Origin of the sequence: Plantactinospora soyae (genome assembly GCF_014874095.1) — a bacterium.
Lineage (GTDB): Bacteria > Actinomycetota > Actinomycetes > Mycobacteriales > Micromonosporaceae > Plantactinospora > Plantactinospora soyae.
The window spans coordinates 459542-485454 of record NZ_JADBEB010000001.1 but is presented as its reverse complement, the minus strand read 5'-3'; the positions used below and the strand labels follow the sequence as shown (position 1 = coordinate 485454).

Here is a 25913-nt window from a genome sequence, read left to right as displayed (position 1 = left end):
AAGAGGATGGCCGAGCTGACCATCTCGTCGGAGGAGATCCGCGGCGCGCTGGAGCGCTACGTCTCCTCCTATTCGCCCGACGTCTCCCGTGAGGAGGTCGGCACCGTCGCCGACGCCGGTGACGGCATCGCCCACGTCGAGGGCCTGCCCTCGACCATGACCAACGAGCTGCTGGAGTTCGAGGACGGCACTCTCGGACTGGCGCTGAACCTCGACGTCCGGGACATCGGCGTCGTGGTGCTCGGCGACTACTCCGGCATCGAGGAGGGCCAGCGGGTCAAGCGGACCGGCCGGGTGCTCTCGGCGCCGGTCGGCGACGCGTTCCTCGGCCGCGTCGTCGACGCGCTCGGCAACCCGATCGACGGTCTGGGTGACCTCGCCAACGAGGGCTACCGCGAGCTGGAGCTGCAGGCTCCGAACGTGATGGCCCGGCAGAGCGTCAGCGAGGCGTTGCAGACCGGGATCAAGGCCATCGACGCGATGACCGCGATCGGCCGGGGTCAGCGGCAGCTGATCATCGGTGACCGGCGGACCGGCAAGACCACCGTCGCGCTGGACACGATCCTGAACCAGCGGGACAACTGGCGCTCCGGCGACCCGGCCAAGCAGGTCCGCTGCATCTACGTCGCGATCGGCCAGAAGGGCTCCACCATCGCCTCGGTGAAGGGGCTGCTGGAGGAGCACGGCGCGATGGAGTACACCACCATCGTCGCCTCGCCGGCCTCGGACCCGGCCGGCTTCAAGTACATCGCCCCGTACACCGGCTCGGCCATCGGCCAGCACTGGATGTACGCCGGCAAGCACGTCCTGATCGTCTTCGACGACCTGACCAAGCAGGCGGAGGCGTACCGGGCGGTCTCGCTGCTGCTGCGTCGCCCGCCGGGCCGTGAGGCGTACCCGGGTGACGTCTTCTACCTGCACTCCCGGCTGCTGGAGCGCTGCGCGAAGCTCTCGGACGAGATGGGCGGCGGCTCGATGACCGGCCTGCCGATCATCGAGACCAAGGGCAACGACATCTCGGCGTTCATCCCGACGAACGTGATCTCGATCACCGACGGCCAGATCTTCCTGGAAACGGACCTGTTCAACCAGGGTGTCCGGCCGGCGATCAACGTCGGTACCTCGGTCTCCCGGGTCGGCGGCGCCGCCCAGGTGAAGCCGATGCGGAAGGTGGCCGGCCGGCTCCGCCTGGACCTGGCCCAGTACCGCGAGCTGGAGGCGTTCGCCGCGCTGGCCTCGGACCTGGACCGGGCCTCGCAGGACCAGCTCAGCCGGGGCGCCCGGCTTGTCGAGCTGCTGAAGCAGACGAACTACGCGCCGCTGCCGGTGCACGAGCAGGTCGTCGCGGTCTGGATCGGCACCGAGGGCAAGCTGGACGACATCGCGATCGGTGAGGTCCGCCGGTTCGAGAACGAGTTCCTGGAGTTCCTCCGCCACCAGTACAAGCCGACGTTGCAGTCGATCGCGGACAACAACTGGGACGACGACATCGTCAACGCCCTGAACGAGGCCGTTGAGCGGTTTAAGCAGATGTTCCTTGGCAAGGAAGACGAGGTGCGGGTCAACGACGCGGCTGCCCGGCCGATGGAGGGCGAGCAGGACCGCGAGAAGGTCACCCGGTACCGCGAGGGCGGCGAGTCCGCCTCGGCCGAGAAGCAGTAGGGCTGACCGGTGGCTGCCCAGGTACGTGTTCTTCGTCAACGGATCCGCTCGGCGAAGTCGATGAAGAAGATCACCAAGGCGATGGAGCTCGTCGCGACGAGCCGACTCGCCAAGGCCCAGTCCCGGGTCGCGGCGTCACAGCCGTACGCCCAGGCCATCACCGGCGTGCTCACGGCGCTGGCGTCCAACGCGGCCATCGACCACCCGCTGCTCACCGCGCGGCCGAAGGTCCGCCGGGCCGGCGTGGTCGTGGTCACCAGTGACCGCGGCCTCGCCGGTGGCTACAGCTCCAACGCGATCAAGGCCGCGGAGTCGCTGATCGCGCGGCTCAAGGCCGACGGCAAGGAGCCGGTGCTGTACGTCATCGGCCGTAAGGGCGTGACGTTCTACAAGTTCCGCCAGCGGAAGATCGAGGCGAGCTGGACCGGTTTCTCGGAGCAGCCGTCGTTCGCCGACGCCAAGCAGGTCGGTGAGACGCTGATCAAGGCGTTCACCTCCGGCGCGGATGACGTCGAGGGCGGCGACCCGGGGATCGACGGCGTACTCGGCGTCGACGAACTGCACATCGTCTACACGCAGTTCAAGTCGCTGATGTCGCAGACTCCGGTGGCCCGGATCATCGGCCCGATGGAGGTCGAGGACCGGCCGCGCTCCGAGGGGTTGCTGCCGGCGTACGAGTTCGAGCCGGAGGCGGACGCACTGCTCGACGCGCTGCTGCCGAAGTACATCAACACGCGGATCTACGCGGCGTTGATCGAGTCGGCGGCCAGCGAGTCGGCGGCCCGCCGTCGGGCGATGAAGAGCGCGACGGACAACGCCGAAGAGATGATCGAGACTTACACGCGCGAGATGAACTCGGCACGTCAGGCCGGGATCACCCAGGAGATCAGTGAGATCGTCGGCGGCGCCAACGCGCTCGCCGCGTCGGGAAGTGAAGTGTGATGACTGCTCCAGTAGAGACCAAGACCGCGACGGGCCGCGTGGTCCGGGTCATCGGCCCGGTCGTCGACGCCGAGTTCCCGCGCGACGCCATGCCGGAGATCTTCAACGCCCTCAAGGTGGACGTGAATCTCTCCGGTGGCCAGAAGACCCTGACCCTGGAGGTCGCCCAGCACCTGGGCGGCAACATGGTCCGGACCATCTCGATGCAGCCGACCGACGGTCTGGTCCGCGGCACCGAGGTACGCGACACCGGTTCGCCGATCATGGTGCCGGTCGGTGACGCCACCAAGGGCCACGTCTTCAACGCCATCGGCGAGGTGCTCAACCTCAAGGAGGGCGAGAAGTTCGAGGCGGCCGACCACTGGGGGATCCACCGCAAGGCGCCCGCCTTCGCGGACCTGGAGCCGAAGACCGAGATGCTGGAGACCGGCATCAAGGTGCTCGACCTGCTCGCCCCGTACGTCAAGGGTGGCAAGATCGGCCTCTTCGGCGGTGCCGGCGTGGGCAAGACGGTGCTGATCCAGGAGATGATCACCCGGGTCGCCAACAACTTCGGTGGCACCTCGGTGTTCGCCGGGGTGGGTGAGCGGACCCGTGAGGGCAACGACCTGATCCACGAGATGACCGAGTCCGGCGTGATCGACAAGACCGCGCTGGTCTACGGCCAGATGGACGAGCCGCCGGGCACCCGGCTGCGGGTCGCCCTCTCGGCGCTGACCATGGCGGAGTACTTCCGGGACGTGAACAAGCAGGAGGTGCTGCTGTTCATCGACAACATCTTCCGGTTCACCCAGGCCGGTTCGGAGGTCTCCACCCTGCTCGGCCGGATGCCGAGCGCGGTGGGTTACCAGCCGACCCTGGCCGACGAGATGGGCGAGTTGCAGGAGCGGATCACCTCGGTCAAGGGCCAGGCGATCACCTCGATGCAGGCGATCTACGTGCCGGCGGACGACTACACCGACCCGGCGCCGGCCACCACCTTCGCCCACCTCGACGCCACCACCAACCTGGAGCGGTCGATCTCCGACAAGGGCATCTACCCGGCGGTGGACCCGCTGGCGTCCTCGTCCCGGATCCTCGCGCCGGAGTTCGTCGGCGCCGAGCACTTCGCGGTCGCCTCCGAGGTGAAGCGGATCCTGCAGCGCTACAAGGACCTGCAGGACATCATCGCCATCCTCGGTATCGAGGAGCTCTCGGAAGAGGACAAGCTCACCGTCGGCCGGGCCCGTCGGATCGAGCGGTTCCTGTCGCAGAACACGTACGCGGCCGAGGTCTTCACCGGGATCAAGGGCTCGTACGTGCCGGTCAAGGACACCGTCGAGGCGTTCAAGAAGATCGCCGAGGGTGAGTTCGACCACTTCCCCGAGCAGGCCTTCTTCATGTGCGGTGGCCTGGACGACCTGGAGCGCAACGCCCGCGAGCTGATGAAGGACTAGTTCGCCCGGCACGTAACGGCACAGAACCGCACCGGCATCGGCCGGTGCGGTTCTGTCGTTTCCGCGCGGGTGCCGCCGGGAGGACATCCGAGCCGATTTCACCGATTTTTACCTGGTTCCGGTGCTTTGGTTACCCGGATTGGCCGGGTACCGTCGTTGGCGGTCCGCATATCCAGCGTTTTCTGCAACGTCTGTGCCCCGTGGGCCCGTCCTTCTGCACGACAGGGCGCTACGAACTTCACAGGGCGCTACGAACGGAGATGTCTGGTGGGTGGAGGCGGCAAGGGCGCTGACCGGCCGAGCAGGAGAGCGCGCCGCAGGCACGCGGATCCGAGTCGTCCGGGTGGCGGGCCGCCGGGATCGGACCGCCCGGGTGCCGACCAGGCCGGTCCGGGCCGGCGGCAGCGACGCAGGTCACGGGTGCCGCGCTGGGCCCGGATCTGCACCATCTTCGGGGCGGTGCTGGTCTTCGTCAGCGGAACCGCGCTGGTCGGGTTCGAGGCGGTTCTCGCCCGCTACTCCGGTGCCGTGCAGGAGGGCGACCTCTTCGGCGACGAGGCCGCCGGGGCACTGCCGGAGAAGAAGTCGGACATCAAGGGCCCGTTGAACATCCTGCTGGTGGGGATCGACCCGCGTACGCCGGAGTGGTCGCCGTTGGCCGACTCGATCATGGTGCTGCACGTCAACGAGACGCTCGACTCGGCGTACCTCTTCTCGATGCCCCGGGATCTCCTGGTGCAGATCCCGGCCTTCCCCAAGGCCGACTACTCGGGTGGGACCGAGAAGCTGAACGCCGCCATGTCGCACGGCAGCAAGGTGCCGGGGGCCAAGCTGCCGGACGCCAACCGTGGGTTCGAGTTGCTCTCGCTCACCGTCAGCAAGCTGACCGGGATCGAGCGGTTCGACGCCGGAGCGATCATCAACTTCAGCGGCTTTCAGAAGATCGTCGACGCGATGGGTGGCGTCGACATGTACATCGACTCCAACGTCAAGTCGGAGCACAAGCAGCCGAACGGCAACGCCCGTACGCTCAAGCCCGGTGGGAACGGCTATCTCGGCCCGCAGGCGCAGTACAAGAAGGGCAACGCCCACCTGAAGGGCTGGCAGGCGCTGGACTACGTCCGGCAGCGGTACGGCCTGCCGAACGGCGACTACGACCGGCAGCGCCACCAGCAGCAGTTCGTCCGGGCAATGGCCGACCAGGCGCTGAGCAAGGACGTGGTGACCAATCCGATCAAGCTCGACGCCGTCCTGCGGGCGGCCGGTAAGGCGCTGATCTTCAACGGTCGGGGGCACGACCTCATCGACTTCGGCTTCGCCATGCGGGGGCTGCGGTCGGACTCGATCCAGATGATCAAACTGCCGGGCGGCGGCGTGGTCGAGGACGGCGACTACAAGGGCGAGGCGTTCAAGCCGGTCGCGGCGGACTTCTTCGATGCCCTGCAGGACGGCACCATCGACACCTTCGTGATCTCCCACCCGGAGCTGCTGAACAAGGTCAAGTGAGCCGATCGCGGACTGCCGACCGTTGATCTACGGCCCACGGCCCACCGTCCGTCGCTGTGCCCGGAACGCGGGCACCCGCGTGCAGTACGGCTGACCTGGCAACCTTGCGGGAAGCGTCGGCACCCGTCGGTGTCGACCGGCGGATTTCATCGCCGATCCATCCAACGTTCACGGAACTCGTCCTTGATCTCTGCAACGTTCCGCCCCGGCGGGTCCGTCCTTATTCACGGACGCGACGCTCGGATGGGCGCTACGGATGGAGATGCTGGTGATCGAGGACGGCGAGGATGCTGGCCGGTCCAACAAGCGTGCGGGCCGAGCCGGAAGAGGGCGGTCCGGTGGTGCCGGGGCGGTCGGCGGCGACTCGGAGGTCGGCTATCTGGGCACCGGGCGGCCGGTCAAGGAGGGCCGCCGCCGGAAGTCCAACGTGCCGACCTGGGCCCGGCTCTGCACCATCTTCGGGGCGGTGCTGGTGCTGCTCAGCGGGGCGGTGCTGGTCGGCTTCGAGGCGATGCTCGCCCGCTACGAGGGCGCGGTGGCCCAGGAGGACCTCTTCGGCGACGAGGCTGCCGGAGCGGCGGCCACGGAGAAGAAGTCGGACATCAAGGGACCGCTGAACATCCTGCTGGTCGGCATCGACCCACGGCAGCCGGAGACGCCGCCACTGGCTGACTCGATCATGGTGCTGCACGTGAACCAGGCGCTCGACTCGGCGTACCTCTTCTCGATGCCCCGGGACCTGCTGGTCGACATCCCCCGCTTCCCCAAGGCCGACTTCTCGGGCGAGAAGACGAAGCTGAACGCCGCGATGGCGTTTGGCAGCCGGGTGCCCGGCAAGAAGCTCCCGGACGCGGCGCAGGGCTTCGAACTGCTCTCCCTGACGGTCTCCAAGGTGACCGGGATCAAGCGGTTCGACGCCGGCGGGATCATCAACTTCGGCGGATTCCTGAAGATCGTCGACGCCATGGGTGGCGTCACGATGTACATCGACCAGAACGTGAAGTCGGAGCACCGTCGGCCGGACGGCTCACACCGGACGCACAAGTCCGTCGGCCAGGGTTACGTCGGCCCGCAGGCCCAGTACAAGAAGGGCACCCGGCACCTGAAGGGCTGGCAGGCGCTGGACTACGTCCGGCAGCGCTACCCGAGCAGCGGGGTCGTCGACGGCGACTACGGCCGCCAGCGGCACCAGCAGCAGTTCGTCCGGGCAATGGCCGACCAGGCGCTGAGCAAGGACGTGGTGACCAACCCGATCAAGATGGACTCCGTACTGCGGGCGGCGGGGAAGTCCTTGATCTTCAGCGGTCGGGGGCACAAGTTGATCGACTTCGGCTTCGCGCTGCGCAACCTGCGGTCGGACTCGATCCAGATGATCAAGCTGCCCGGCGGTGGCGTCGGCACCGGCAGCGACTACAAGGGTGAGCGGTTCCAACCGATCGCCGCCGAGTTCTTCGAGGCGCTCCGGGCCGGCACCGTCGACACCTTCGTGATCTCGAACCCGGAGTTGCTGAACAAGGTCAAGTGACCTGATCGCGAACTGGGCCACCCGGCTGGGTGCGGCGGCGGGAGCCGGATTAGACTTGCCCCAATCCCGCCGCCGCAGCAAGGAGACAGCGTGGCACAGCTTCAGGTCGAGCTCGTATCCGTCGAGGAGAAGATCTGGACGGGTGACGCCGAGATGGTCGTCGCGCGGACGACCGAAGGTGAGCTCGGAGTGCTGCCGGGACACGCGCCGCTGCTGGGTCAGCTCGCCGAGCCCGGCCAGGTACGCATCAAGCTGGCCGGTGGCGAGCAGCTCACCTACGAGGTGACCGGCGGATTCCTGTCGGTGACCGGCGACGGTGTCACGGTCCTGGCCGAGAGCGCCAGCCCGGTAACCGAGTCCGCGACGCGCTGACCGAGACGTCGATGCTGGTTCTGCGTTGGATCGGGATCGGCGTTCTGGTATTCCTCCTCGCGGTCGGGGCGCTCTTCCTCCGGCGGGCCCTGGTCGCCCGGTCCGGCGGCATCATCCGACTCAGCGTGCGGGTCTCGACCATGCTCGACGGGCGGGGCTGGTCGCCGGGCTTCGCCCGGTTCGCCGAGACCGAACTCCGGTGGTACCGGATGTTCAGCCTCTCGTTCGGGCCGAAACGGGTGCTGACCCGGCGCGGGCTAGCGGTGGAACGACGGCGACTCCCCGAGGGTCAGGAACGACTGATCATGCCGGCGGACTGGGTGATCCTGCGATGTGTGAGCCACCAGGCGCCCGTGGAGATCGCGATGGCGAAGTCCACGGTCACCGGCTTCCTCTCCTGGCTTGAATCCGCCCCTCCCGGGGCGGTTTCGCATTTGATGCTCCGGGACTGAAGACCCCTCAAGCGTCAGGACTGGACCGGGTGGGGCAGGTTCAGCGGCCGGACCGACGACGGCTGACGGGCGACCTTCGCCGTACCGGCCTCCTCCAGCAGGGGCTTCCGGACCGGTCGGCGACAGTGGTAGACCACCGCCGGAGGTAGGTTCGCCCACACCGTTCCGCCGACGACGACCTCCTCGAACAGCTCGCGCAGGGTCCGGTGCAGCCGGCGCGCCGGGGGTGCCCACCGGGCGTGCTGGTACGCGAACGTGGTGAACGCGCCGTCGTCGGCGAGAGCCGCGACGACGGCACCGAGGATCTCCCGCTGCCGTTCCGCGGTGAACACCGCCCAGGGCAGACCGCTGACGATCGCCTCGGCACGGGGAAGGTTCCGCTCGCTGAGCAGGTCGGCCAGGTTCCCGGCATCGGCCTGGAGCACGTCGACCGCGGGATGGTCCCGGGCCAGACGGTCGGCGAAGATCGGGTTGATCTCCAGGGCGAGATGCCTGCCCTGGCCGGCCAGGCGGCGCTGGATCACTCGGGTGAAGGCTCCGGTGCCGGGCCCGAGTTCGACCACCAACGGCTCGCCGGTCCGGGGGATCGTCGCGGTGATCCGTTCGGCCAGTGGGATTCCGCTGGGCGCGATCGCGCCGACTGCCCGAGGGCTGCGGGCCAACTGGGTCAAAAACGAGATCATTTCGGTAGGCACGGACCGAAGCTAGGCGAGCTGATCTTCTTTCGATGTCGTCCTGCCGGTCGGTGTATCGGCCAGTTGGAGGAGGCGGCCCGGCGAATGGCCAGTTCGCCGGTCGCGGATCCGCTCCGTATCGTTGCGATCGTGCGGGATCAGCGAAGTTGGTGGCCGGATGTGCTGCTCGGGCTGGTCGGCGGTGGCTTGGGACTGACCAAGCTCGGCTGGCCGGTGGTAGAGACCCGCCCGCTCGCGCTCGCGGTCACGGTGACCGCCGGGCTGATCCTGGTCGGTGCCCGCCGATGGCCCTGGCCGGTGCTGGTGGTCGAGTGTCTGCTGCTGGCGGTCGCCAACTGGACCGCGCCGTGGGCCGGGGACGTCGCCCAGTTCGGGGCGCTGGTCGCGGTGGGCCTCGTCGCCTTCACCGCCAGGTGGCCGTTCGTCGGCGCGGCGCTGGGGCTGGCGTACGCCGCCTCACTGGTCCATCTGGTCGGGCCCGGCAGCGACGGGCTGCTGCCCGGACAGCAGGGGTTCATCCAGCTCGCCGGGTTCGCCGGCTTCGTCATCGCCCCGGTCGCCCTCGCCCGCTACCTCAGCGGGGTACGCCGGGTGGCCCAGTTGGCCGAGGAGCGGGCCCGCGACGTGGAGGCACAGCAGGAGATCCAGACCCGGGCCGCGCGGCTGGCCGAGCGCGCCGCCATCGCCCGGGACCTGCACGACATCGTCGCGCACCACGTGGGGGCCATCGCGCTACAGGCGGGCGCGGCCCAGTACGCCGCCCGCCGTACCGGCCGGGTGGACGACGCCGTGCACGCGCTCGGTGACCTGCGGGTCACCGCCGGCCAGGTGCTCGACGAGCTGCGGGCGTTGCTGGAGGTGCTGCGTGATCCCGACGCGGTGACCGCGGGCGGACCGCCGATCGAGCCCGAGCAGCTGATCACCGACGCGGAGCAGCGGGTCCGGGCGGCCGGCGTGGCGGTCGAGATGAACCTGGCCCCCGATGTCGGCGACGCCCCGCTGGTGGTGCGGACCACCGCCGCCCGGGTGGTCCAGGAGGGGCTGACCAACACCCTCAAGCACGCCGGCCCCGGCGCGACCGCCTCGGTGGACATCCGGCCCGATGGCACGGGGCTGCTGGTCGAGGTGCTCGACACCGGGCCGGAGCACCCCCGGCCGTCCCTGCTGCCGCCGTCCGGGCACGGACTGGCGGGAATGCGGGAACGGGTCCGGCTGCTCGGCGGGACGCTGCTCGCCGGCCCTACCGGCAGCGGCGGCTGGCGCCTGGCCGCGCACCTGCCGATCAGGGAGAAGGCGGCCACCGGCCCGATCGCGGAGAAGACGTCCGGCCAACCCGGCCAGAACAGGGAGAAGACCGCCACCGGCCAGCTCCGGGAGAAGGTCCTCAACCGGCCGGTCGAGGCCGAGCGTGCCGAGCGTGCCGGGCGGTCCGGGCGATGATCCGGGTACTCGTGGTGGACGACCAGGCCCTGGTCCGGGCCGGTGTCACGCTGCTGCTGCGTACCGCCGGCGGGTTCGACATCGTCGGCGAGGCGGGTGACGGCCGCGAGGCGGTCCGGCTGGCCGAACGGCTGCGCCCGGACGTCGTACTGATGGATCTGCGGATGCCCCGGATGGACGGCATCGAGGCGACCCGGAGGATCCTCGACCAGCATCCGGCCACCCGGGTACTGGTGCTCACCACCTTCGCCGACGACGCCAACATCTATGGGGCGCTCGGTGCCGGTGCGATCGGCTACCTGGTCAAGGACGGTGCCCCGGAGGACCTGGTGGAGGCCGTGGGGCGGGCGGCCCGGGGCGAACCACTGCTGGCCCCGGCGGTACTGGCCCGGATCGTCAACCGTGCGTTGCTGGCGCACACCCGGGAGGCCGAGCGGGAGGTCGACAACCTGCGCCCCTCGGGGCGGCGGCTGCTCAGCGGCCGGGAGCGCGAGGTGCTGGCCCTGGTCGGGGCCGGGCTCTCCAACGCCGAGATCGCCGCGCGGATGCACCTGGGCATCACCACGGTCAAGACGCACGTCTCGGCCGCGATGGACAAGCTCGGGCTCCGCAACCGGGTCCAGGCCGCGGTGGTCGCGCACCGCCTCGGCCTGGTCGACGACGCCTTCCAGCCGATCGACCCGCACGACGCCGAGGGGCGACCCTGAACCCGGCCCGTCCGGCCCCTAGGGTGCCGGCCGGCCAGTCGACGGAGCCCGGGTGGCTGACGGTACGAGGCTGAGCGCCCGCCCCGCCCGGCACGGTTGACCGGTGGACCCCGTCGTCGTGCTCGTCGACCGTCTCAGCGGACTGCTGCCCGGCTGGCTGTACCTGGCCGCCGGGGCGTTGCTGGCCGTCGAGGTGGGGCTGCTGGCCGGGCTGTGGCTCGGGCGCCGGCTCCGGGCCCGGTCCGCTGTCATCGGGTACGACGCCAGCGGCCCGCCGCCCAGCCCATCCGTTCCCACGCCGGTGCCCGTACCCGCCCCGCTGCGTCGGCGGCGCCTCCGGCGCAGGAGCGGCTCACCGTTGGGGCAACCGCACCGGCCGGCCGGTCCGGGAACCCGGCGACCCTTTCCGGTCGGCCGGGGAACCACCGGACGGTCAGTCCCCGGGAGTGGGGACTGAGGCGCAGAGTTCCACCTCGAATCCGGACTCGTCGGTCAGGTAACCGGCGTAGTTGTCCGGCCCACCGGCGTACGGGTGGCGGTCGGCGAAGAGCAGCGACCAGCCGTACGCCGACGACCCGGCGACCAGCCGGTCCACCGCGGCCGGCGGGCCGGCGTGGAAGGCCAGGTGATTGAGGCCCGGGGCGAGCCGGTCGTGCCGCCGGGACGACAGCGCGGTGGACTCCTCCAGCACCAGGTACGTCGGCCCGAGTCGCCAGGAGCGCCCGGCCGGCCAGCTCTGCTCCGGGGTCCAGCCCAGCTCGCCGAGGAGCCAGCCCCAGCTACGTTCGGCGCGGCCGAGGTCGGGTACCCAGACCTCGACATGGTGCAACCCGCCCACCGGGGGCTACCGGTTAGCGCCGGGGACCCATAGCACGTCGCCGTCCGGATTCGCCGTTCTTCCCAGGATGAACAGCAGATCCGAGAGACGGTTGAGATACTTTGCCGGAAGGGTACTGGTTCGATCTGGTTCGGCACTGAGCAGCGCCCATGCCGAGCGCTCCGCACGCCGGGCGATCGTGCGCGCCACGTGCAGCAGCGCCGCTCCGGGGGTCCCGCCGGGAAGAATGAAGGAGTCGAGTTTGGCCAGCTCCGCGTTGTACTCGTCGCACCAGCCCTCCAGCCGGAGCACGTACTCCTCGGTGACCCGCAACGGCGGGTACGCCGGCTCCGGCTCGACCGGGTTGGACAGGTCGGCGCCGACGTCGAAGAGGTCGTTCTGGATCGTGCCCAGCACCGACCGGAGGCCCTCGTCGAGTTGGCCGAGCGCCAGCGCCACTCCGATGGCCGCGTTGCACTCGTCGACGTCGGCGTACGCGGCGATCCGCGGATCCGTCTTGGCGACCTTCTCGTTGTTGCTCAGCCTGGTCGTGCCGGCGTCGCCGGCCCTGGTGTAGATGCGGGTGAGGTGGACGGCCATGACGCACAGCGTACGGATGTCGACGTCGATCGCGCCCGCGCGGCCCGGTGCGGACCCGGAAAGCGCGCCGGGCTCGGGGCCGGCGGCGGAGGCGGCGGGGTCGGAGGCGACGGGGTCGGAGTCGGCGGTGGGGCCGGACGGCGGCTGGACCAGCGGCGCCGGGCCGGGTGGGGCCGACGACTCTACGATCTGCGACGTGGATGTGATCAGGGTGAGCGGCGGTGCCCGGCTGGCCGGCCAGGTGCACGTCGTGGGTGCCAAGAATTCCGCGCTGAAGCTGATGGCCGCGGCCCTGCTGGCGCCGGGGCGGAGTGTGATCACCAACGTTCCCCGGATCACCGATATCGCGATCATGGGCGAGGTGCTGCGCCGACTCGGCTGCCAGGTCTCGTTCGCCGATGACGAACCGGTTCCGTCCGCCGAGCGCGCCGGGGTCGCGGCGGCAGGTGGTCCCGAGGGCGTGGCCCGGTCCTGTTCGGTCACCATCGAGGTGCCGGACGCGCCCGGTACGGAGGCGGACTACGACCTGGTACGCCGGCTCCGGGCGTCGATCTGCGTGCTCGGGCCGCTGCTGGCCCGGCGCGGGTACGTCCGGGTCGCCCACCCCGGCGGGGACGCCATCGGCTCCCGGGGGCTGGACATGCACGTCGCCGGGTTGGCCCGGATGGGTGCGGAGATCTCCGGCGAGCACGGCTTCGTCATCGCGTCGGCGCCGAACGGCCTGCGCGGCGCGACGATCTGGCTCGACTTCCCCAGCGTCGGTGCCACCGAGAACCTGGTGATGGCGGCGGTGCTGGCCCGGGGCGTCACCGAGATCGACAACGCCGCCCGGGAACCGGAGATCGTGGACATCTGCACGATGCTGTCCCAGATGGGGGCCCGGATCGAGGGCGCCGGCACCTCCACCCTGCGGATCGAGGGCGTAGCCGAGCTGCATCCGGTCCGCCATGCCACGGTGGGGGACCGGATCGTCGCCGGTACCTGGGCGTTCGCGGCGGCGATGACCCAGGGCGACGTGACGGTGACCGGTGCGAGTCCGGCCTTCCTGGAGATCGCGCTGGACAAGCTGGTCTCCGCCGGCTGCCTGGTGGAGACCCGGGCCGACGCGTTCCGGGTGCAACTGGACCGGCGGCCGTCGGCGGTCGACGTGGTGACGCTGCCGTTCCCCGGGTTCGCCACCGACCTGTTGCCGATGGCGATCGCGTTGGCCTCGGTGAGCGAGGGGGCCTCGCTGGTCACCGAGAACATCTTCGACGGCCGGTTCATGTTCGTGAACGAGATGGCCCGGCTGGGCGCGGACATCAAGACGGACGGGCACCACGCGGTGGTCCGGGGTCGGGAACGGCTCTCCAGCGCCCCGGTCCGGGCCACCGACATCCGGGCCGGTGCCGGACTGGTGATCGCCGGTCTCTGCGCCGACGGCGTCACCGAGGTCTCGCACGTGCACCACGTGGACCGCGGCTATCCGGACTTCATCGCCGACCTGCGGACGCTGGGGGTCGAGGTGGAGCGGGCGACCGCGCCGGAAGAGCCGGCCTTCACGCTATGACCGGCGGGCGGCGGGCCGGCTCAGGCGGTCGAGCTGTCGGTAGCGTGTTCCGCGCACACGCCCGTGGTGGCGAAGCGTCGCAGGGCCTCGGTGATCCGGGGCAGGTCCAGCCCGGCGGCGTGGTCGACGATGTGCCGGCGGACGCTGGCGAGGTGCGCCGGGTACGCCTGCTCCAGCCGGGTCAGCCCGGCGTCGGTGAGGACCGCGTTCCAGCCTCGGGCGTCCTCGGGGCATCTGATCCGTTCGACGAAGCGCTGCTGCTCCAGCCGGGTGACGATCCGGGTCATCCCGCTCAGCGAGAGGTCGCAGGCGCTCGCCAGTTCGCTCATCCGCATCCGCCGGTCGGGCGCCTCGGAGAGGTGCATGAGGGCCGCGTACTCGTTCATCGAGATGCGCTGCTCGCGCATCAGCTCGGCGTCCAGGGCCCGGGGAACGACGATGATCGCCCGGCCCAGGGCCCGGACGAACGCCTCCTCGTCGCTGCTCAGCGGGGTTGGCGCGGCTGTCATGGAGAACACACTAACACGGCAGTTGCTTGACAAAGCAACAATCCGAATATTTGCTTGACCGAGCAAGCACGTGAGTGCTGCGAACTTCAGAGGGGAAATTACAGAAATGACCAGGATTGGCATCATTCTTGGCAGCACTCGTCCCGGCCGCAACGGCGAGCAGGTGGCCCGCTGGGTGCTCGATATCGCCACGCAGCGCAGCGACGCGGACTACGAGCTGATCGACCTGCTCGACTACAAGCTGCCGCACCTCGACGAGGCCATTCCGCCGTCGATGGGGCAGTACTCCCAGCCGCACACGCTGGAGTGGGCCGCCAAGATCGCCTCGTTCGACGGGTTCGTGATCGTGACGCCGGAGTACAACCACTCCACCTCCGGTGCCCTGAAGAACGCGATCGACTTCCTGTTCGCCGAGTGGAACAACAAGGCCGTCGGCTTCGTCAGCTACGGCTCGGTCGGCGGCGCCCGCGCGGTGGAGCACCTGCGCCTGATCGCCGGCGAGCTGATGATGGCCGACGTACGGTCCCAGGTGGCGCTGTCGCTGCACACCGACTTCGAGAACTTCAGCGTCTTCAAGCCCAACGACTTCCACCGGGACGCCCTGAACACCACGCTCGACCAGACGGTGGCCTGGAGCACGGCGCTCGCTCCGCTGCGTGCCGCGAGCTGATCCGGGTACGTTCACCGATCCACAGCACCGACGCCGGCCGCGAGCATGCCCTCGCGGCCGGCGTCGGTCGATGCTGAGGACGACCGTTATGGTGCTCGGGACGGACACAATCCAGCCGAGGGAGTGAGCACATGGCGGGTCGACTCGCGGTCGTCGGGGCCGGTCTGATGGGTTCGGGCATCGCCCAGGTCGCCGCGCGGGCGGGCTGGCAGGTGACGCTCCGCGACATCGACGACGCCGCCACCCGGCGCGGCATGTCCGGGATCCGTACCTCGTTGGAGAAGTTCGCGGCCAAGGGCACCATCGAGGCCGGCGACGTCGAGGCGACGCTCGCCCGGATCACCCCGACCACCGAGCTGGAGGCGGTCGGCGACGCCGACATCGTGGTCGAGGCGGTCTTCGAGAAGCTGGAACTCAAGCACGAGGTGTTCCGGGCCCTGGACAAGATCTGCGCCCCCGGTACGGTGCTGGCGACCAACACCTCGGCCATCCCGGTCACCCAGATCGCGGCGGTGACCGAGCGGCCGGAGTCGGTCGTGGGTACGCACTTCTTCTCGCCCGTACCGATGATGAAGCTCTGTGAGCTGGTACGCGGCTACAAGACCAGCGACGGGACGCTGGCGACCGCCCGGGCCTTCGCCGAGGAGATCGGCAAGACCTGCGTGGTGGTCAACCGGGACATCGCCGGCTTCGTCACCACCCGGCTGATCACCGCACTGGTGATGGAGGCCATCAAGCTCGTCGAGTCCGGGGTGATCTCGCCGGAGGACCTGGACACCGCCTGCAAGCTGGGCTTCGGCCATGCCATGGGTCCGCTGGCCACCACCGACCTGACCGGCATCGACGTGCTGTTGAACGCCACCAAGAACATCTACGCCGACACCGCCGACGAGAAGTTCTTCCCACCGGAGCTGCTGCAACGGATGGCCGCCGCCGGTGACCTGGGCCGGAAGACCGGCAAGGGCTTCTACTCGTACTGACCCATCCACCGCCGGAGAAAAATTTCCGGGCCGCTGTCGATTCCGTCGGATGTCGCTTGTCGGTGAGGTAGAGAGAGCCGCGAGGCTCAGCGACAGCGATGGAGGCAGCTGAGATGGGTAGGCAGTTCGAGGTGCGCTGGGAGAGCGAGTTGTCCGCGAGCCCGTCGGAGGTGTGGGAGGCGTTCACCGCGCACACCTCCGGCTGGCTCTGGAAAATCGACTACGAGCCACGGGTCGGCGGGGCCGAGCGGGGGCTGAGCGGCTCCGGCGGCACGGTCACGGTCTGGGATCCGCCGAACCGGTTCGTGACCCGGGCGGTGGACGGGGACGGCGTCAACGAACTCGACTACCGGGTCGAGCCGCGTGGCACGGGGTCCTACCTGCGCTACGTACACCGTGGGGTGATCGCCGGGGACTACGAGCGTGAGTTGGACGCCTGCCGGCAGCACACGGCGTTCTACCAGCACACGTTCGGGGAGTACCTGCGGCATTTCGCCGGCCACGACGCGGCCTACGTCTCCGCGGGCGGGCCGGAGACCTCCGCGCGGGGCGGCTTCGCCGCGCTGCGCCGGGCCCTGGGCGTCGGCCCGGACGTCGCCGTCGGCGACCGGGTCCGGCTGACGCCGGCCGGCCTGACGCCGATCGAGGGCACGGTCGACTACGCCACGTACGCCTTTCTCGGGGTACGCGGTGCCGACGCGCTCTACCGGTTCTACGGCCGGGACGCCTGGGGCTGGCCGGTCGGGGTGGCGCACCACCTGTTCGCCGAGGGCGTGGACGAGGCGGCGGAGGCGTCCACCTGGCAGGCGTGGCTGACCGCCGCACTGGCCCCGTCCGGGGCGGTGGCCTGATGCCCCAGTACGCGGTGCTGATCTTCGAGCGCGAGACCCCTGGCGGCGTGGCAGACATCCCGCCGGAGGTCATGCGGGCGCACGAGGAGTTGCCGGGGCGGATCGCCGAACTGGGTGGCCGGATCGTCGCCGGGTTGGCGCTGGAACCGTCGACCACGGCGACCGCGATCCGGGGCGACCTGCTGACCGACGGTCCGTTCATCGAGACCAAGGAGGCGCTGGCCGGCGTCTTCGTGATCGAGGCGCGGGATCTCGACCACGCGCTGGCGCTGGCCCGGCTGACGCCGGTCGTCAGCGGCGGTGTGGAGGTCCGGCCGCTGATCGGCTTCGAGCTCCTGGAGCCGAACTGAGCACGGTCGGAGGCACAGGCGGACGCACGGTCGCCCAGAGCGTCGCTGACGCGCACCGCCGCGAGTGGGCCTGGGTGCTCGCCGCGACGGTGCGGGTGACCCGCGATCTCGACGCCGCCGAGGAGGCCGTGCAGGAGGCGTACGTCCAGGCGTTGCGGACCTGGCCACGCGACGGCGTACCCGATCGGCCCGGGGCCTGGCTGACCACGGCGGCCCGACGTACCGCGCTGAACGCGATGCGCCGACGCCAGACGCTCGACGCCAAACTGCCGTTGCTGCTCGGGCCGGAGGAGGAGGCCGAGATGGATCAGCCGGACACGATTCCCGACGACCGACTCCGCCTGGTCTTCACCTGCTGCCATCCGGCACTTGCCCTGGAGGCACGGGTGGCGCTGACCCTGCGACTGGTGTGTGGGCTCGCCACACCGGACATCGCGTACGCGTTCCTGGTCCCCGAGCCGACGATGGCCGCCCGGCTGACCCGGGCCAAGAAGAAGATCAGCGCGGCCCGGATCCCGTACCGGGTCCCGTCGAGCGCCGAGCTGCCCGATCGGGTCGGCGCGGCGCTCACCGTGGTCCACCTGCTCTACACCGCCGGGCACACCGCCTGGTCCGGCGAGAATCTGGTACGCGACGAACTCACCGACCGGGCTCTCGACCTGGCCCGGATGCTCCGGCTGCTGTTGCCGGCCGACCGCGAGGTCGCCGGGCTGCTGGCCCTGCTGCTGGTGCACCAGGCGCGGCGGGCCACTCGGACCGATGCCGATGGTCGGCTGCTACGGATCGAGGAACAGGACCGGTCGGCGTGGGACCGAGAGCTGATCGCCGAGGCGGATCGGCTGGTGGTGGCCGCGCTCCGGGCCGGCCCACCCGGTCGGTTCACCCTGCAGGCGGCGATCGCCGCACTGCACGCGCAGGCGCCGAGCTATCCGGAGACCGACTGGCCGCAGATCCGTACCCTCTATGACGAACTGCTGCGGATCTGGCCGTCGCCCGTGGTCGCGCTCAACCGGGCGGTGGCGGTGTCCATGGTGGACGGACCGGCGGCGGCACTGGCCGAGGTCGAGGCGATCGAGCGCGACGGCCGGCTGGCAGGTTATCGCTATCTGCCGGCGACCAGGGCGGATCTGCTACGCCGGCTGGGCCGGTACGCGGAGGCCGCCGAGGCGTACCGGACGGCGCTGGCGCTCAGCGACAACGCCGCCGAACAGGAGTTCCTGACCGACCGGCTACGGGAAACCGGCCCGCTCTCCTGACCGCTGCCGTACCCGGGACACCTCGGTCACGAACGCCGTCCAGGCAGTCGGCCCGAACGTCAGCACCGGTCCCGGCCGGTCCTTCGAGTCCCGGACCAGTACGCGGTCAGCCAGGTCATCCGCCACCTCGACACAGTTGCCGCCGGTGTTGGTGGAGCGGGACGAGGTCCGCCAGGTGGGGCCAGGGAGGGCTAACCCGCTGACGCCGCAGGACTGGCGCCGCGTTCGCAACATCCTGGCGGTGCTGCCGCCCGGCGTACCCCGGGGTTTGTTGCCCCGGGTCGTCAAGCTCCGGCGCGGCGATTACCTGCCGCCCGGCGGCGATGTGGTGGTCACGGTCGAGGAACTCCACCACGGTACGGAGAGCGGCCTCGACTGGCTGGGGGCGACCGTCGAGCAGAACGGGCGGGCGGTGTGTAATTTGACAAACGTGTTTGTCTAATTGCACGAAGAAAATCCACTTTATTTGAGATTCGCCTAGCGGAAGCTAAAACCTCCTCATTGCAGGAAATGGTCGGATACGCTACAAATCGCCCATGAAGTGACTTTGTGTCACTGGTAAGTAGCTCTGGGTGCATCTGGGGCGGCTCTCTGGAGGGGTCATGAGCAACAACCGACGGCTGCGGCGAGGGCTGAAGCAAGGCCGCGCCGCTTCAGGGCTGAGCTCTGTCCTGCTGGCAGTCGGGATGACGGGTGGGCCCGCAGCCGCAGCGCAACCGGTGGAAGCGAAATCGTCTGCCCAGGGCGTGCACATCGGTACGCCCGGCCCGCTCGGCCAGTACGGCGGGTGGCCGTTGTCCTGGTCGACTGTCCGCGACGACGGCGGTGGACCTGACGATTCGTGGGACGGCTACCCAGGAAGGACCCCGGACTACGGCCCCCAGGGCTGGCAGGGCCCGTGGGATGGGCACCACGAGGGCGGGCCGCCGAAATCGGACTACCCGCACGGCTCGCATGGCGCCCAGGGCGCTCAAGGTGCCCAGGGCGCCCAGGGTGCCCAGGGAATTCAGGGCGCCCAGGGAATTCAGGGTGCCCAGGGAATTCAGGGTGCGCGGGGAATTCAGGGTGCGCGGGGCGGCGTGGGCGAGGGTGTTCAAGGTTTCCAAGGTGCTCAGGGCGATGCGGGCGTTCAGGGTGCCGAGGGCGCTCAAGGTGCTCAAGGTGCCCAGGGTGCCCAGGGCGACGTGGGCGTTCAAGGTGTGCAGGGCGTTGAAGGCGTTCAAGGTGTCCAGGGCGTTGAAGGTGCTCAAGGTGCCGAGGGCGGCGTGGGTACTCAAGGTGCCCAGGGCGATATAGGAGCCCAGGGCGTTCAAGGTTTCCAAGGTGCTCAGGGCGATGCGGGCGTTCAGGGTGCCGTGGGTATTCAAGGTGCTCAGGGAATTCAGGGTGCTCAGGGAATTCAGGGTGCGCAGGGTGACGTGGGCGAGGGCGTTCAAGGTGCTCAAGGTGCCCAGGGCGACGTGGGTGCTCAAGGTGCCCAGGGCGATATAGGAGCCCAGGGCGTTCAAGGTTTCCAAGGTGCTCAGGGCGATGCGGGCGTTCAGGGTGCCGTGGGTGTTCAAGGTGCTCAGGGAGTTCAGGGTGCGCAGGGCGAGGTGGGCGAGGGCGTTCAAGGTGCGCAAGGTACCCAGGGTGTCCAGGGCGACGTGGGCGCTCAAGGTGTCCAGGGCGTTCAAGGTGCCGAGGGTGGCGTGGGTACTCAAGGTGCTCAGGGCGATATAGGAGCCCAGGGCGTTCAAGGTGCTCAAGGTTTCCAAGGTGCTCAGGGCGATGCGGGCGTTCAGGGTGCCGTGGGTGTTCAAGGTGCTCAGGGAGTTCAGGGTGCGCAGGGTGACGTGGGCGAGGGCGTTCAAGGTGCTCAAGGTGCTCAAGGTGCTCAAGGTGCTCAAGGTGCTCAAGGCGACGTGGGTGCTCAAGGTGTCCAGGGCGTTGAAGGCGTTCAAGGTGCCGAGGGCGGCGTGGGTACTCAAGGTGCCCAGGGCGATATAGGAGCCCAGGGCGTTCAAGGTTTCCAAGGTGCTCAGGGCGATGCGGGCGTTCAGGGTGCCGTGGGTGTTCAAGGTGCTCAGGGAGTTCAGGGTGCGCAGGGCGAGGTGGGCGAGGGCGTTCAAGGTGCCCAGGGTGCCGTGGGCGCTCAAGGTGCCCAGGGCGACGTGGGCGCTCAAGGTGCCCAGGGCGACGTGGGCGCTCAAGGTGCCGAGGGCGGCGTGGGTACTCAAGGTGCCCAGGGCGATATAGGAGCCCAGGGCGTTCAAGGTTTCCAAGGTGCTCAGGGCGATGCGGGCGTTCAGGGTGCCGTGGGTGTTCAAGGTGCCCAGGGAATTCAGGGTGCGCAGGGCGACGTGGGCGAGGGCGTTCAAGGTGCTCAAGGTGCCCAGGGCGCCCAGGGCGACGTGGGCGTTCAAGGTTTCCAAGGTTTCCAGGGCGCCCAGGGTGACGGGGGCGTTGAAGGTGCGCAAGGTGCCCAGGGCACCCAAGGCGATGTGGGTGTTCAAGGTGCCCAGGGCGCCCAAGGTGTCCAGGGCGACGTGGGTGTTCAAGGTGCCCAGGGAGTTCAGGGTGCGCAGGGCGCCCAGGGCGACGTGGGCGTTCAAGGTTTCCAAGGTTTCCAGGGCGCCGAGGGCGATGCGGGTGTTCAGGGTGCTCAGGGTGCTCAGGGCGATGCGGGCGTTCAGGGTGCCGTGGGTGTTCAAGGTGCCCAGGGAATTCAGGGTGCGCAGGGCGACGTGGGTGCCCAGGGCGTTCAAGGTTTCCAGGGCGCCCAGGGCGACGTGGGCGTTCAAGGTGCCCAGGGCGACGTGGGCACTCAAGGTCCTCAAGGCGACATAGGAGCCCAGGGAATTCAGGGTGCGCAAGGTTTCCAGGGGGCCCAGGGCGACACGGGTACTCAAGGTGCCCAGGGCGCCCAAGGTGCGCTGGGTTTGCAGGGCGTACAAGGACCGCAGGGCGACGCGGGCGCCCAGGGCGCGCAGGGATTGGCGGGCAACGGAATCCAGGCCGCCTACATTCAGGGCCCGCTTACCGTGATTGCGGACACCCCCGTTAATTTCGGGTGTGTGCCCGGAGACATTGCTGTCGGAACCGGGTACCAGCTCTCGGGCGCGGGCGTCAACCCGGTGCTGATCCAGCCGCTCTCGATCAGTGGCTACCAGTTCACCTTTACCGGCGGAGGCGCCGACATCTGGGTGTCCTGCATCTCGCCCGCCACGCCGGTGGCGTTAACGGCTCCGGCCAACAAGTCGGGCCGGGGGACGGCCAACAGTAGCAAGGCCAGCCGGCCGAACAGCAAGTCGGAGCGCCCCGCTACCGTCAAGGAGGAGAAATGAGCATGCGTCAGATATTCGGGTCACTCGCCTGTGGTGCGGTCCTGCTGACCGGAGTCGCGGCATGCAGCGAGAAGCCTGCTGACAAGCCGCAGACGAGCAACTCCGGTGACAGCAAAAGCGACAAGACGAATGGCGGCACCAACACCGGAACCGCGCCGGCGGATCTGCTGAAGCTCGGTGTCGAGCAGGGCCAGGCCGGCAACTTCGACGCGGCGAAGGCCACCTTCGAGAAGCTGCTGGCCGTCGAAGCCAACAACAAGTTCGCCTGGTTCAATCTGGGCTTCATCGCCCAGTCGCGCAACCAGGCAGACGAGGCGATCAGCAACTACGATAAGGCATTGGCGGCCGACGCCAACTACAAGCCGGCCCTTTACAACAAGGCGATTGCACTGGAAAGTAAAGCCCCGACGACGTCGATGGACATCTACCGCAAGGTCGTGTCGATCGACAACAAGTCGTCAACCGCCTACCTCCGGCTGGGCATGCTGCTGTCCCAATCCGGTGACAACGCGGCAGCGCGGGACGCCTTCAAGGCGGCGATCCGGCTGGACAAGGGGCTCACCTCAGCCGTTCCGGCGAAGTACCGCGGGGTCCCGACCACTCGGTCCTCGGGTCCGGCGGGTAGGTGATCGGTTCAATGCGTACACCGCGCGTAACGGTCTTCACGGGGAGCAACCGCACCCGTTTCATCGACGAATGTTTCCGATCACTGGTCGCGCAGACCTTCACCGACTGGGAATGGGTAGTCGTTCTCAACCAGGGGTCTCGTTGGCGGCCTGAGAGGCACGACGATCGGATCCGGCTCATTGTCCAGGACAACCTGAACGGCGTTGGCGCTGTGAAGGGGTACGCCTGCGCCGAGGCTGCCGGGGACATCCTGGTCGAGCTTGACGACGACGATCTGCTCAGCAGCGACTGTCTGCAAGAGATCGTCGACGCCTTCGACTCCAACCCGGAGGTGGGGTTCGTCTACAGCGACACCGCGCAGATCCAGGAGGACGGCAGCCGCTGCGAAGACCGCTTCGCGAGTTCATTCGGCTGGCGGCACTACGACGATAAGGTGGACGGCCGCGAGGTGCTGGTATGCCGGGCGTTGCCGCCGACGCCGCACAATGTGAGCTACATCTGGTACGCACCGAACCATGTGCGGGCCTTCCGTCGGGACATCTACGAGAAGGTCGGCGGATACGACGAGTCGTTCGACGTCGCGGACGACGCCGATCTGATGGCCCGGATCTATCAGGTGAGCGAGTTTCATCACATTGAGAAATGCCTGTACCTGCAGCGCATGCATGCCAAGAACACGCAGCGCGTTCCGGATCTCAACGCCCGTATCCAGCAGCGTACGGTGGAGATCTACGACCGGAACATTCAACAAAATGTGCTGACCTGGTCACGGCGGCAGGGACTCCTGGCGCTCGACCTGGGTGCGGCCCACAGCAAGCCGGAAGGATATCTCGGTCTGGACTACCACGATGGGTCGGGCGTCGACATGGTCTGCGATGTAACGAAGGGTGTCGATCTGCCGGACAACAGCGTCGGAGTCATTCGGGCTGTGGATTTCCTGGAACACATTCCGGACAAAATTGCACTGTTCAACGAGTTGTACCGGCTGCTTGCGCCGAACGGGATGCTGTTGTCGCTGACACCTAGCACCGACGGTCGGGGTGCCTACCAGGATCCGACGCATGTGGCGTTCTACAACGAAAACTCGTTCTGGTATTTCACGGACGCCAACTATTCTCGGTTCGTGCCTGAAATCAAATGCCGATTCCAGGCGTCGCGGTTGGTCACGTACTTCCCGAGCGAATGGCACCAGACGCATAACATCCCGTACGTCTCCGCGAATCTCATCGCGATCAAGGACGACGCCCTACGCAACGGCGGCCTGCTGAACATATGACTATCGGGCGGGGTGCAGCCAGCGTCCCGGTTTACGAGACACCCGGCCGCGCCGGTGCTGCCCTGCCGGAGGCGCCACGGCACGTCGCCCATCACCCTCGCGGCGCTGTGTCCGGCCGGGTGGGTGTGCGTTGCTACGTCACTGGCGCCTCCGCCGACATCGGCAATGCCAGGGTGTGATCTCGCTTCCGAGGAGCCGGTGGGGCAATGGACGAGCACGGCGCAGATGGTTGCGGGTCGTTCGGTGGCAAGCCGAACCGGATCGCAGGCCCGGCAGGGCAAGCGCCGGTTACTCGAGCTCGATGTGATGCAGGAGCAGCAGGATCCCAAGCGTCACCCGTACGTGCGCTGGGTCGACCGGCTCACCCTGCTGCGTGGTCAGTGCGGGGCGCAACTGCTGGAGCAGGATGAGTCCCTGTCTGGCCGCGTCGGCGTCCATGTCGATGCGGGAGGCGAGTCACCGCAGCGTGGTGCTCGTGGAGTAAACGCGGTAGTTGCTGCTGGAGCGGGCGAGCCGAATCAGGCACACTGCCGCCCCGACTGGCATCGAAGAACAGGCTGCCGGTCACGCTCCTGCGGTACGAAATGATCACCTGGGGGCTTGGCCAACCTGCTACCCAAGTGCCGGCTACGCACCAAGACCCGCATGAGGCCCTTCCGTGCACTTCAGCCGTCGCGGCGGGTGGTCCAGCGGAAGGTGGTCAGGCAGAGGACGAGGCCGAGGACGCACCAGATGGACAGGACGAGGGCGACCCGGCCCAGTTCGAAGGAGCCGGCTGGTTCCTGGGCGGCGAAGGAGGAGGGGAGGAAGACCGAGCGAAGGCCCTGGCACATCCACTTGAGGGGGAAGAGCGCCGCCACCTGCTGCATCCAGCTCGGCAGTTGGGTGAAGACGATGAAGACGCCGGAGATGAACTGGAGGATCAGGGCGACCGGGGTGGCGGTGGCCGAGGCGCCTCGGCCGGTCTGGGCGAGGGAGGAGAAGGCGATGCCGAGGAGGGTGCAGGCGGTGATGCCGAGCAGCGAGACCCAGCCGAAGGTGAACCACTTGGCGGCGGTCGTCGGCAGTTGGAGATCGAAGAAGAGGGTCGCGGTGCCGAGCAGTAGTGCGGTCTCGGCCAGGGCGATCACCCCGACCATGATCACCTTGCCGGCGAAGTAGACCCACTGCGGCATCGGGGTGCCGCGCAGCCGCTTGAGGATGCCCCGGTCCCGCTCACCCGGGATCTGGATCGCCAGGTTCTGGAAGCCGACCGCTACCAGACCGGAGGCGATCATCCCGGTCACGAAGTACTGGGTGAACCGTACGCCGCCGCCGATTTCGTCGCGGAAGACCGAGGCGAAGATCAGGAGTAGGACGACCGGGAACGCCATCGTGAAGACGACCGACTCGCGGCTGCGCAGGAACTGCCGGAGTTCCAGGCGACCCTGGCGGAGGGCGAGGGTGGCCGGGCCGAGGCGGCGGCCGGTGACCGTCGTCGCCGGGCTGTCGAGAGTGCGCGATGCTGTGGTCATCGGTGCCCGATCATCTGCAGGTAGACGTCTTCCAGGGTGGGCCGGGTCACGGTCAGCCCCGGTACCTCGCCGCCGAACCGCGCGGCCAACTCGGCGACCAGCGCCGTCGGCGTCGCGCTCTCCGCGCGTTCCACCCCGCCCTCCGGGGTACGCCAGGAGACGGTGGTCAACGCGTTCTCCCGGTTGCCGAGTCGGGCCGGGGCGGCCACCTCGACCAGCCGGCCGCCGGTGATCACGCCGACCCGGTCGGCGAGCGCCTCGGCCTCGTCGAGGTAGTGCGTGGTCAGCACGATGGTGGTGCCGGCGGCGGCCAGGTCGCGGATCAGCTCCCAGAACTCGCGGCGGGCCTCCGGGTCGAAGCCGGTGGTCGGCTCGTCCAGGAACAGCAGTTCGGGGCGGCCGATGATGCCCAGCGCCACGTCCAGCCGCCGCTTCTGCCCGCCGGACAGGGCGTGGGTCCGGGCCTTCGCCTTGTCGGCCAGGCCGACCCGGTCGATGACCTTGTCCGGGTCATCCGGCTCGGGGTAGAAGCCGGCGAAGTGGTGCACCACCTCGGCCACGGTGAGGTCGTCGAACTCGCCGGTGCCCTGGAGGACGATGCCGACCCGGGTCCGCCACTGGTCGTCGGCGCGATCCGGGTCGATGCCGAGCACACTGACCTCGCCCGCGTCCCGGCGGCGGTAGCCCTCGAGGATTTCGATCGTGGTGGTCTTTCCGGCCCCGTTCGGGCCGAGCAGGGCGAAAACCTCGCCCCGGGACACCGCCAGGTCGACGCCGTCTACCGCTGTGGTCTCGCCGTACGCCTTGCGTAACCCTCGAACGGAGATCGCGAGCGAATCATCCATGGGAAC

The 25913-nt window shown here is 68.9% G+C and carries 29 protein-coding genes; 20 read left to right on the top strand and 9 right to left on the bottom strand.

Annotation, left to right across the window (positions count from 1 at the left end; translation table 11 throughout):
• Positions 1 to 6 precede the first annotated feature (6 nt).
• The 7 genes from atpA (at position 7) to H4W31_RS02095 (ending at position 7895) form a co-directional block, all read left to right on the top strand.
• On the top strand, positions 7 to 1662 hold the full coding sequence (gene atpA / locus H4W31_RS02125) for a F0F1 ATP synthase subunit alpha (protein ID WP_192765095.1): 1656 nt from the start codon (positions 7 to 9) through the stop codon (positions 1660 to 1662).
• Positions 1663 to 1671: 9 nt separating this feature from the next.
• Positions 1672 to 2604 (top strand): F0F1 ATP synthase subunit gamma, encoded by a 933-nt coding sequence (locus H4W31_RS02120; RefSeq protein ID WP_192765094.1) that lies wholly within the window; start codon positions 1672 to 1674, stop codon positions 2602 to 2604.
• Positions 2604 to 4040 carry a F0F1 ATP synthase subunit beta gene (gene atpD / locus H4W31_RS02115; protein WP_192765093.1) on the top strand — a complete coding sequence of 479 codons (1437 nt, stop codon included), beginning with the start codon at positions 2604 to 2606 and terminating at the stop codon, positions 4038 to 4040. Before H4W31_RS02120 ends, atpD begins: the two co-directional genes overlap by 1 nt.
• Before the next feature lie 420 nt (positions 4041 to 4460).
• Positions 4461 to 5546 (top strand): LCP family protein, encoded by a 1086-nt coding sequence (locus H4W31_RS02110; protein WP_318782982.1) that lies wholly within the window; start codon positions 4461 to 4463, stop codon positions 5544 to 5546.
• Positions 5547 to 5925: 379 nt separating this feature from the next.
• Positions 5926 to 7071, top strand: coding sequence for an LCP family protein (locus H4W31_RS02105; protein ID WP_192771783.1), 1146 nt, complete (start codon positions 5926 to 5928; stop codon positions 7069 to 7071).
• Positions 7072 to 7161: 90 nt separating this feature from the next.
• The gene (locus H4W31_RS02100; protein ID WP_192765091.1) at positions 7162 to 7443 is read left to right on the top strand and encodes a F0F1 ATP synthase subunit epsilon; all 282 of its coding nucleotides are present in this window, start codon (positions 7162 to 7164) and stop codon (positions 7441 to 7443) included.
• A gap of 11 nt (positions 7444 to 7454) precedes the next feature.
• Entirely contained in the window at positions 7455 to 7895 is a 441-nt protein-coding gene (locus H4W31_RS02095; protein WP_192765090.1) for a DUF2550 domain-containing protein, read from the top strand.
• A gap of 14 nt (positions 7896 to 7909) precedes the next feature.
• Here the strand turns inward: H4W31_RS02095 and H4W31_RS02090 are convergent, their stop codons facing one another.
• The gene (locus tag H4W31_RS02090) at positions 7910 to 8590 is read right to left on the bottom strand and encodes a class I SAM-dependent methyltransferase (RefSeq protein WP_225945358.1); all 681 of its coding nucleotides are present in this window, start codon (positions 8588 to 8590) and stop codon (positions 7910 to 7912) included.
• A 129-nt stretch (positions 8591 to 8719) separates the two neighbouring features.
• On the opposite strand from H4W31_RS02090, the gene H4W31_RS02085 reads away from it, so the two are divergent.
• The 3 genes from H4W31_RS02085 to H4W31_RS02075 all read left to right on the top strand — a co-directional run bounded on the left by H4W31_RS02085 (position 8720) and on the right by H4W31_RS02075 (position 11194).
• Positions 8720 to 10030 (top strand): sensor histidine kinase, encoded by a 1311-nt coding sequence (locus tag H4W31_RS02085; protein WP_192765089.1) that lies wholly within the window; start codon positions 8720 to 8722, stop codon positions 10028 to 10030.
• The gene (locus H4W31_RS02080) at positions 10027 to 10737 is read left to right on the top strand and encodes a response regulator (protein ID WP_192765088.1); all 711 of its coding nucleotides are present in this window, start codon (positions 10027 to 10029) and stop codon (positions 10735 to 10737) included. The genes H4W31_RS02085 and H4W31_RS02080 overlap by 4 nt, the downstream gene beginning before the upstream one ends.
• 103 nt (positions 10738 to 10840) lie before the next feature.
• Positions 10841 to 11194, top strand: coding sequence for a hypothetical protein (locus H4W31_RS02075; RefSeq protein ID WP_192765087.1), 354 nt, complete (start codon positions 10841 to 10843; stop codon positions 11192 to 11194).
• Here H4W31_RS02075 and H4W31_RS02070 read toward each other — a convergent pair.
• Both H4W31_RS02070 and H4W31_RS02065 read right to left on the bottom strand, forming a co-directional pair.
• Positions 11171 to 11575: a VOC family protein gene (locus H4W31_RS02070; protein WP_192765086.1), complete on the bottom strand. Its 405-nt coding sequence runs from the start codon at positions 11573 to 11575 to the stop codon at positions 11171 to 11173. The genes H4W31_RS02075 and H4W31_RS02070 overlap by 24 nt on opposite strands.
• A gap of 6 nt (positions 11576 to 11581) precedes the next feature.
• Complete coding sequence (locus tag H4W31_RS02065; RefSeq protein WP_192765085.1) at positions 11582 to 12154, bottom strand: cob(I)yrinic acid a,c-diamide adenosyltransferase; 573 nt, start codon at positions 12152 to 12154, stop codon at positions 11582 to 11584.
• Between H4W31_RS02065 and murA the strand changes: the two genes are divergently transcribed.
• Positions 12153 to 13703: a UDP-N-acetylglucosamine 1-carboxyvinyltransferase gene (gene murA / locus H4W31_RS02060; RefSeq protein ID WP_225945356.1), complete on the top strand. Its 1551-nt coding sequence runs from the start codon at positions 12153 to 12155 to the stop codon at positions 13701 to 13703. The genes H4W31_RS02065 and murA overlap by 2 nt on opposite strands.
• Positions 13704 to 13723: 20 nt before the next feature.
• On the opposite strand, the gene H4W31_RS02055 is transcribed toward murA, so the two are convergent.
• Entirely contained in the window at positions 13724 to 14212 is a 489-nt protein-coding gene (locus H4W31_RS02055; RefSeq protein ID WP_192765084.1) for a MarR family winged helix-turn-helix transcriptional regulator, read from the bottom strand.
• Positions 14213 to 14318: 106 nt separating this feature from the next.
• On the opposite strand from H4W31_RS02055, the gene H4W31_RS02050 reads away from it, so the two are divergent.
• From H4W31_RS02050 to H4W31_RS02030, 5 genes are all read left to right on the top strand, one after another.
• Entirely contained in the window at positions 14319 to 14882 is a 564-nt protein-coding gene (locus H4W31_RS02050) for an NADPH-dependent FMN reductase (RefSeq protein WP_192765083.1), read from the top strand.
• Between the two features lie 131 nt (positions 14883 to 15013).
• Positions 15014 to 15862 carry a 3-hydroxyacyl-CoA dehydrogenase family protein gene (locus tag H4W31_RS02045; RefSeq protein WP_192765082.1) on the top strand — a complete coding sequence of 283 codons (849 nt, stop codon included), beginning with the start codon at positions 15014 to 15016 and terminating at the stop codon, positions 15860 to 15862.
• 113 nt (positions 15863 to 15975) lie between these two features.
• Positions 15976 to 16713, top strand: a complete 738-nt coding sequence (locus tag H4W31_RS02040) for an SRPBCC family protein (RefSeq protein ID WP_192765081.1) — start codon at positions 15976 to 15978, stop codon at positions 16711 to 16713.
• A complete protein-coding gene (locus H4W31_RS02035) occupies positions 16713 to 17063 on the top strand; it encodes a YciI family protein (protein WP_192765080.1) in 351 nt (116 codons plus the stop codon). Before H4W31_RS02040 ends, H4W31_RS02035 begins: the two co-directional genes overlap by 1 nt.
• A 74-nt stretch (positions 17064 to 17137) precedes the next feature.
• On the top strand, positions 17138 to 18319 hold the full coding sequence (locus H4W31_RS02030) for an RNA polymerase sigma factor (RefSeq protein ID WP_192765079.1): 1182 nt from the start codon (positions 17138 to 17140) through the stop codon (positions 18317 to 18319).
• Here the strand turns inward: H4W31_RS02030 and H4W31_RS02025 are convergent.
• Positions 18293 to 18553, bottom strand: a complete 261-nt coding sequence (locus H4W31_RS02025; protein ID WP_192765078.1) for a DUF397 domain-containing protein — start codon at positions 18551 to 18553, stop codon at positions 18293 to 18295. The genes H4W31_RS02030 and H4W31_RS02025 overlap by 27 nt on opposite strands.
• Here H4W31_RS02025 and H4W31_RS02020 point away from each other — a divergent pair.
• On the top strand, positions 18465 to 18761 hold the full coding sequence (locus H4W31_RS02020; protein ID WP_192772821.1) for a hypothetical protein: 297 nt from the start codon (positions 18465 to 18467) through the stop codon (positions 18759 to 18761). The genes H4W31_RS02025 and H4W31_RS02020 overlap by 89 nt on opposite strands.
• A 211-nt stretch (positions 18762 to 18972) precedes the next feature.
• Here the strand turns inward: H4W31_RS02020 and H4W31_RS42425 are convergent, their stop codons facing one another.
• On the bottom strand, positions 18973 to 21255 hold the full coding sequence (locus tag H4W31_RS42425) for a hypothetical protein (RefSeq protein WP_225945355.1): 2283 nt from the start codon (positions 21253 to 21255) through the stop codon (positions 18973 to 18975).
• On the opposite strand from H4W31_RS42425, the gene H4W31_RS42420 reads away from it, so the two are divergent.
• From H4W31_RS42420 to H4W31_RS02005, 3 genes are read left to right on the top strand one after another with little or no spacing between them, the layout of a single operon-like run.
• Entirely contained in the window at positions 21241 to 21645 is a 405-nt protein-coding gene (locus H4W31_RS42420) for a hypothetical protein (RefSeq protein WP_225945354.1), read from the top strand. The genes H4W31_RS42425 and H4W31_RS42420 overlap by 15 nt on opposite strands.
• A complete protein-coding gene (locus H4W31_RS02010) occupies positions 21642 to 22274 on the top strand; it encodes a tetratricopeptide repeat protein (RefSeq protein WP_192765077.1) in 633 nt (210 codons plus the stop codon). Before H4W31_RS42420 ends, H4W31_RS02010 begins: the two co-directional genes overlap by 4 nt.
• Before the next feature lie 8 nt (positions 22275 to 22282).
• Positions 22283 to 23548 carry a glycosyltransferase gene (locus tag H4W31_RS02005; protein WP_192765076.1) on the top strand — a complete coding sequence of 422 codons (1266 nt, stop codon included), beginning with the start codon at positions 22283 to 22285 and terminating at the stop codon, positions 23546 to 23548.
• 288 nt (positions 23549 to 23836) lie between these two features.
• On the opposite strand, the gene H4W31_RS02000 is transcribed toward H4W31_RS02005, so the two are convergent.
• The 3 genes from H4W31_RS02000 to H4W31_RS01990 form a co-directional block, all read right to left on the bottom strand.
• Positions 23837 to 23986, bottom strand: coding sequence for a hypothetical protein (locus H4W31_RS02000; RefSeq protein ID WP_192765075.1), 150 nt, complete (start codon positions 23984 to 23986; stop codon positions 23837 to 23839).
• Positions 23987 to 24213: 227 nt separating this feature from the next.
• Entirely contained in the window at positions 24214 to 25062 is an 849-nt protein-coding gene (locus tag H4W31_RS01995; RefSeq protein WP_192765074.1) for an ABC transporter permease, read from the bottom strand.
• Complete coding sequence (locus H4W31_RS01990; protein ID WP_192765073.1) at positions 25059 to 25907, bottom strand: ABC transporter ATP-binding protein; 849 nt, start codon at positions 25905 to 25907, stop codon at positions 25059 to 25061. Before H4W31_RS01990 ends, H4W31_RS01995 begins: the two co-directional genes overlap by 4 nt.
• Positions 25908 to 25913: the final 6 nt, after the last annotated feature.

Excerpts from the sequence above, each read along its gene's own strand:
- atpA (WP_192765095.1), top strand. The coding sequence starts at position 7 with ATGGCCGAGCTGACCATCTCGTCGGAGGAGATCCGCGGCGCGCTGGAG.
- atpD (WP_192765093.1), top strand. The coding sequence starts at position 2,604 with ATGACTGCTCCAGTAGAGACCAAGACCGCGACGGGCCGCGTGGTCCGG.
- H4W31_RS02095 (WP_192765090.1), top strand. The coding sequence starts at position 7,455 with ATGCTGGTTCTGCGTTGGATCGGGATCGGCGTTCTGGTATTCCTCCTC.
- H4W31_RS02080 (WP_192765088.1), top strand. The coding sequence starts at position 10,027 with ATGATCCGGGTACTCGTGGTGGACGACCAGGCCCTGGTCCGGGCCGGT.
- murA (WP_225945356.1), top strand. The coding sequence starts at position 12,153 with ATGACGCACAGCGTACGGATGTCGACGTCGATCGCGCCCGCGCGGCCC.
- H4W31_RS02065 (WP_192765085.1), bottom strand. The coding sequence starts at position 12,154 with ATGGCCGTCCACCTCACCCGCATCTACACCAGGGCCGGCGACGCCGGC.
- H4W31_RS02055 (WP_192765084.1), bottom strand. The coding sequence starts at position 14,212 with ATGACAGCCGCGCCAACCCCGCTGAGCAGCGACGAGGAGGCGTTCGTC.
- H4W31_RS02050 (WP_192765083.1), top strand. The coding sequence starts at position 14,319 with ATGACCAGGATTGGCATCATTCTTGGCAGCACTCGTCCCGGCCGCAAC.
- H4W31_RS02045 (WP_192765082.1), top strand. The coding sequence starts at position 15,014 with ATGGCGGGTCGACTCGCGGTCGTCGGGGCCGGTCTGATGGGTTCGGGC.
- H4W31_RS02040 (WP_192765081.1), top strand. The coding sequence starts at position 15,976 with ATGGGTAGGCAGTTCGAGGTGCGCTGGGAGAGCGAGTTGTCCGCGAGC.
- H4W31_RS02035 (WP_192765080.1), top strand. The coding sequence starts at position 16,713 with ATGCCCCAGTACGCGGTGCTGATCTTCGAGCGCGAGACCCCTGGCGGC.
- H4W31_RS02025 (WP_192765078.1), bottom strand. The coding sequence starts at position 18,553 with ATGTTGCGAACGCGGCGCCAGTCCTGCGGCGTCAGCGGGTTAGCCCTC.
- H4W31_RS02010 (WP_192765077.1), top strand. The coding sequence starts at position 21,642 with ATGAGCATGCGTCAGATATTCGGGTCACTCGCCTGTGGTGCGGTCCTG.
- H4W31_RS02005 (WP_192765076.1), top strand. The coding sequence starts at position 22,283 with ATGCGTACACCGCGCGTAACGGTCTTCACGGGGAGCAACCGCACCCGT.
- H4W31_RS02000 (WP_192765075.1), bottom strand. The coding sequence starts at position 23,986 with ATGGACGCCGACGCGGCCAGACAGGGACTCATCCTGCTCCAGCAGTTG.
- H4W31_RS01995 (WP_192765074.1), bottom strand. The coding sequence starts at position 25,062 with ATGACCACAGCATCGCGCACTCTCGACAGCCCGGCGACGACGGTCACC.
- H4W31_RS01990 (WP_192765073.1), bottom strand. The coding sequence starts at position 25,907 with ATGGATGATTCGCTCGCGATCTCCGTTCGAGGGTTACGCAAGGCGTAC.